6 protein-coding genes are annotated in these 4,880 nt (G+C 62.0%); all 6 read right to left on the reverse strand.

The annotated features are described in order from the left end of the window. On the reverse strand, positions 1-849 hold an 849-nt coding region (locus ACT6UX_RS30145; RefSeq protein ID WP_444778827.1), incomplete at its 3' end, for a type I restriction endonuclease. Positions 850-851: 2 nt separating this feature from the next. Further along, a complete protein-coding gene (locus ACT6UX_RS30150) occupies positions 852-2,192 on the reverse strand; it encodes an anti-phage deoxyguanosine triphosphatase (protein ID WP_444778828.1) in 1,341 nt (446 codons plus the stop codon). Continuing rightward, positions 2,189-3,106: a restriction endonuclease subunit S gene (locus ACT6UX_RS30155; protein WP_444778829.1), complete on the reverse strand. Its 918-nt coding sequence runs from the start codon at positions 3,104-3,106 to the stop codon at positions 2,189-2,191. Before ACT6UX_RS30155 ends, ACT6UX_RS30150 begins: the two co-directional genes overlap by 4 nt. Next, positions 3,088-3,477 carry a hypothetical protein gene (locus ACT6UX_RS30160; protein WP_444778830.1) on the reverse strand — a complete coding sequence of 130 codons (390 nt, stop codon included), beginning with the start codon at positions 3,475-3,477 and terminating at the stop codon, positions 3,088-3,090. Before ACT6UX_RS30160 ends, ACT6UX_RS30155 begins: the two co-directional genes overlap by 19 nt. After that, the gene (locus ACT6UX_RS30165; RefSeq protein ID WP_444778831.1) at positions 3,474-4,505 is read right to left on the reverse strand and encodes a virulence RhuM family protein; all 1,032 of its coding nucleotides are present in this window, start codon (positions 4,503-4,505) and stop codon (positions 3,474-3,476) included. The genes ACT6UX_RS30160 and ACT6UX_RS30165 overlap by 4 nt, the downstream gene beginning before the upstream one ends. Next, positions 4,505-4,880: N-6 DNA methylase (locus ACT6UX_RS30170; RefSeq protein ID WP_444778832.1), on the reverse strand; the 376-nt coding region annotated here is incomplete at its 5' end. The genes ACT6UX_RS30165 and ACT6UX_RS30170, both read right to left, overlap by 1 nt.

The raw sequence follows: 4,880 nt of genomic DNA on the forward strand, positions 1-4,880 counted from the left end.
CAGCCGGTCCTGGTGGGTGACCTCCTGCTCCCCGCTCCACAGGCTGATGAAGTGCTCCTTCACGTCGGACAGGCGATTGCGCAGCAGCGCCTCGCGCGGGTCGGTCTCCAGCGCCCGGTTCTTGACCGCCTTGAAGTGGGCCTCGTCCAGCTGCTCCTCGCGCCAGCGTGCCCAGAACTTCCGGGGCGTCCGCGTGGTGGCGTAGCGGGCATCGGTCATGCCGATGGAGACCAGCAGCTGGGCGTAGGCGAACAGCTGAGGGATCTCGTCCTGGCCCTGGTTGCGGATCATCTGGCTGATCCCCTCGTCGACCATGGCCTTGTTGGGATTGCCGCTGTCGGGCCGCTTGGCCTCGATCACCAGCAGGGGGATGCCGTTGACGTAGCCGACCACGTCCGGCCGCCTCGTATGCACCCCGTCGGCGGCCAGCAGCTCCATCTCCTCGGTCACCGTGAAGCGATTGGCCAGCGGCCGGGCCCAGTCGACGATCGGCACGGTGACGCTGTGGCGCTTGCCGTCGACGAACTCCGTGACCGTCACGCCCAGGGTGAGAGCATTGTAGATCCGCTCGTTGGCGGTCAGCAGGCCTTCGTTCAGCGCGGGCGAGGACAGCTCGCGCACGATCTGGTCGATGGCATTGGTCGAGAGCGGATGGATCCTGCCCTTGTACTCGAAGGTCCGCCGCCGCAGCTCCTCCACCAGCACCGGCGCCAGCAGGACACCCTGCGGCCCGCCGCGCGCCGCCAGGCACTCCGCCGGCGGCATGTAGCGCCAGCCGAGGGTGACGAGCGTCGCGAGGGCGGGGACGTGGGAGGAATAGATTTCGGCGGTGTTAGGGGCGTGGGGCATGGTTACAGCTTGTCGAAGACCGACCCGATCCTGGGCGCAAACAGCCGTTCGTAGGTCCTCAGCAGGTAGGTATCGGTCATGCCCGCGACATAGTCGCAAATGTCGCGTAGAGGGTCGGCACTCGTTTCGTACTTTTGATAGATGTCACACGGCAGGAAGCTCTTCGGATCAGATTTCAGGACCTCGAAGACCGAAATCACCATCATTTGCCCTTTGAACTCCAAGTGCTGGACGCTCGGGCCAAGAATCACCTCCTCACGGATGAAATCTTTCACCGCGCCAACAAAGCGGGCGACCGGCTCGGGCAGCTTTGCGCGATAGCGCAGGCGTGGCTCGGTGAACTCTGACACCTCTTCAATCTCGACGCTGGTAATGACGAAGTTCAGAATCCTGTTGATCTGGTGCTTTCGTTCCGCACCATCCTTGAAGAGCTGAGTGACGAGTCCATCGTGTACGTCGTTGCCATACTTCCCCGCGTAGTTGCTGTTCAGGTAACTGAGCAGCCCCTCGCACTTCTTCGGTGTGACGTGCCTTCGGAAAGCGGCCTCATCGACGAGACGAAGCGCCATGGCGTCTTCCATGTCGTGGACGCCGAAACTGATGTCGTCGGCGAGGTCCATGATACTGCACGCGAACGACTTGTGCCGTGCCCGGCCATGCTTCCCTGGCTGTGGGTCGCAAGCCTGAAACAGGTCGCGATCGTTGTCCGACAGAGGTCGGAGAAGCCACGAAACAACATCTGCCTCGCTGTCCATGTAACATTTGGGAGGCTTTGAAGCCTTGCGATCCAACAACGGGGTGCCGCTGGTGTCAGGCAGCATCCGCGGTTGAATTTCGGGGTTTCTGGCAACACTGTACGCCACCGGATACTTTAGGACGCCGAGCAGCGCCGTCCGACACAGGTCCGCCCCATTGGCTTCGGAGAACTTTTCCAGCTTCGACAGAATGCGGAGGGTCTGGCCGTTGCCTTCGAACCCGCCGTTTGCTCGCATGCAGTAGTTTAGAGCCACTTCGCCACCGTGGCCGAAGGGTGGATGGCCGAGATCATGGGTGCAGGCGATGGCATGCATCAAGCTGCGATCCGGAATATAGGGGATCGCCTCATGCTGCGGGAAATTTTGACGAAGCTGGGCGGCCAGGCCGCCCGCGATCTGAGCAACTTCGAGAGAATGGGTCAGACGTGTCCGGTAGAAGTCGCTGTCGCCCAAATTCAGGATCTGGGTTTTGCCCTGCAGACGCCGAAACGACGCCGAGTGAATGACCCGGGCGTAGTCGACATCGCCCGACGTTCGGGCATCCCCAGTCTTCTTGACCCAACCTGATTTTCGTTCTTCCCAAATCATGCGGTCTCCGTTTGTGAAAGCCTGACCCGGCGCTTCCCCGTCAGCAGCTGCTGCATCAGGGCGGACTTTTCCTGGCGTAGAGCCGTGAGTTGTTCATTCAGGTGATCTATGTCCGCCTGTGCTGCATCGAGAATTCTAGAAATCGATTGCTGTTCGGGCGGAGGCGGCAACGCGAAGCTCAACTTCAATAGTTGTGCCTTGGAAATATTATGGCGCGTTGATCCTTGTGCGAGCGCCGCGATCTTGGTCCGCATCTCTTCGGAGCGGAAGAAGTGCGCGGCAAATGCCGGTACAATTGCATCAGCGGCCTTAGGGCGGAAGCCGAAGCAGAAGCTGTTCAGATACATGGTGCCGGGATCAAAGAGCACGACACTGCTCATGCCAACTTCTTTGGGCGTTTCCGAGGAGGTCGTAAACAGGATGTCGCCAAAGCGTATCGAGTTCTGACGCTCTCCCTCGCCGACCTCGACTAGATCGACGTACTGGGGATCGGTCACGGCGTTCTCGAACACGTTCTTATACGTAACGAATGGGGCACCTGTGCCGAAGTCGGCCTTGGATTTTCCCGACAGGCCGCCAAAGGTAGTGCCGAGTTGATCTAGGGAAGTTGTTGTCCACTCCTCTACACACCCCGGCAGCCGGCGCTTCCGGGTCAGCAGAGCCTGCATGAGCGCCGCCTTCTGCTTGCGGGCGTTGCCGACCAAGGCTGCGACCGTCTCGGTGGCCCGGTCCCAAGTGGCGAGGATCTCTGCGATCAGTCGTTGATCGCGCACAGGCGGAAAATCGAAATCCCACTTCAGCCACTCTTCCAGTTTGAAGATCATCTTCTCGACGTGGACGCCGATGCTGGAATGGAAGCAGGTCTGCTGAAAGTAGATCGAGTGGGCGAGGCAGTTCAGGAACTTGAGGTCCACCACGGACGCGCCCGGAGCACCGCGTATTCGTTCGACACGATGGCGCCGTCGAGTTGGGGTGGCACAATTCCACACGCTCCATGGACGATCTGGCGCTTCGAAATCAGGAAGTCCCCAGCCTTTAGTCGAAACTGGGTTTTGACCGCGATTTCGCTGCCCTTCAGCCGCTCTCGCAGCACGACGCCGCCGCGCGAACGCTTCACCGTCACCAGGTCGTAGAGTTCGTCGTCGGTCATCTTGACTGGCCGTGCCTCCTCGAACAGGTGGTCGGAGAGCCGGCTGCGCGACCACCCCGGTGGTGTTGCCGCAAGGCGCGGCAGGCCAGGTTGCACAGACTTAGGGTAGGCCGACGCTTTAGAGACTTCGGTCATTCCTTGGTCCCCTTCACCGGCTTCGGTCGGGCACCCTCAATCGCCTTCGCCTTCCCGATCGCCTCCACGAAGTGCTTCTCCACCGCGCTCGGCGAATTGATCGTGCGCGTGTGCCAGGCGTCGTACTCGGCGTTGACCTTGTTCTCGGCCACCTTGGCCTGAACCTTGCCGGCGCCGGCGAGCAGGGGATGGTCGCCGAGCTTCAGGAAGTCGTCGAGCTTGGCGATCCAGTCGGCCATGTGCATGGGGCGGCGGTTCCTGGCCATCGCCTCGGCGAATTCCAGGAAGGCGACGGTGATGCGGTTCAGCGTCTCCATCTCCGCGGGCGCCAGATAGTTCTTGGCCACCTGGGCGTCGGCGCGGGTGGGAAGCTGGCCGCGGGCCTCGCCGGGCCAGCTGGTCAGGCCCATCATCGGCTTGGTGGCGTCGGCGCGGGCGGCCTTAGTCTCTGCCGCCGTCTGGCCGTGGGCGGCGTGGTGCATCTTGTTCTGCACCGTCTGGAAGAACTGCTGGCTGGCCTCGGCCTTCGGGTCGTAGTCGACGGCCGTGGCGTAGATGTCGAGCACCTTCTTGTAGAAGAGCTTCTCCGAGGCGCGGATATCGCGGATGCGCGCCAGCAGCTCTTCGAAATAGTCGGCGTCGGGGTCCTTCAGCCGGGCATCGTCCATGACGAAGCCCTTAACCAGGTACTCGCTCAGCGAGGCGGCGGCCCAGCGGCGGAACTGGCTGCCCCGCGGCGAGCGGACGCGAAAGCCCACCGCCATGATCATGGGCAGGTTATAGTGGGCCACCTGGCGCTCGACCCTGCGCGTGCCCTCGGATCGAACTATTGAGTAATCCTCAACAGTTGCCTCCGACTGCTCCCCATCCGCGATTATGCCTTTGATATGCTTGTTGATGTTCGAGACCGTGGTCTGGAACAGTTCGGCCATGTCCGCCTGGCTGAGCCAGACGTTGCCGTCCCGTGCCTGCAGCCGGATGACGGTGACGCCGTCCTCGGTCAGGTACTGGATGATCTCGCCGGCCATCAGTAGCCCAGCTCCTTGAGGTAGCCGTCCATCTTCGTTTCCAGCTCCTCCAGCTCGGCCTTGAGGCGCAGCCGTTCGGTGCGGACGGCGACGAGGTCGATCTCGGCCTCCTCCTCGAATGTGTCGACGTAGCGGGGGATGTTGAGATTGAAGTCGTTGCCGGCGATTTCCTCCGGGGTCGCCAGATGGGCGTATTTCGGGGCGCCGGCGCGGGCGTGGTAGGTCTCGACGATCCTGCGGATGTTGGCGTCGGTGAGCTGGTTCTGGTTCTTGCCCGACTTGAACGCGCGCGAGGCGTCGATGAAGAGGACGTTCCGGTCGGCCTTCGTCTTGCGCAGGATCAGGATCGCGGCCGGGATGCCGGTGCCGTAGAAC

It is taken from the genome of Reyranella sp., assembly GCF_052439685.1.
In the GTDB taxonomy this organism is placed as follows: Bacteria; Pseudomonadota; Alphaproteobacteria; order Reyranellales; family Reyranellaceae; genus Reyranella.

What these genes read in the sequence shown, in the direction of transcription:
- ACT6UX_RS30165 (WP_444778831.1), bottom strand. Translation starts at nt 4,505, where the DNA reads ATGGCCGGCGAGATCATCCAGTACCTGACCGAGGACGGCGTCACCGTC.
- ACT6UX_RS30150 (WP_444778828.1), bottom strand. Translation starts at nt 2,192, where the DNA reads ATGATTTGGGAAGAACGAAAATCAGGTTGGGTCAAGAAGACTGGGGAT.
- ACT6UX_RS30160 (WP_444778830.1), bottom strand. Translation starts at nt 3,477, where the DNA reads ATGACCGAAGTCTCTAAAGCGTCGGCCTACCCTAAGTCTGTGCAACCT.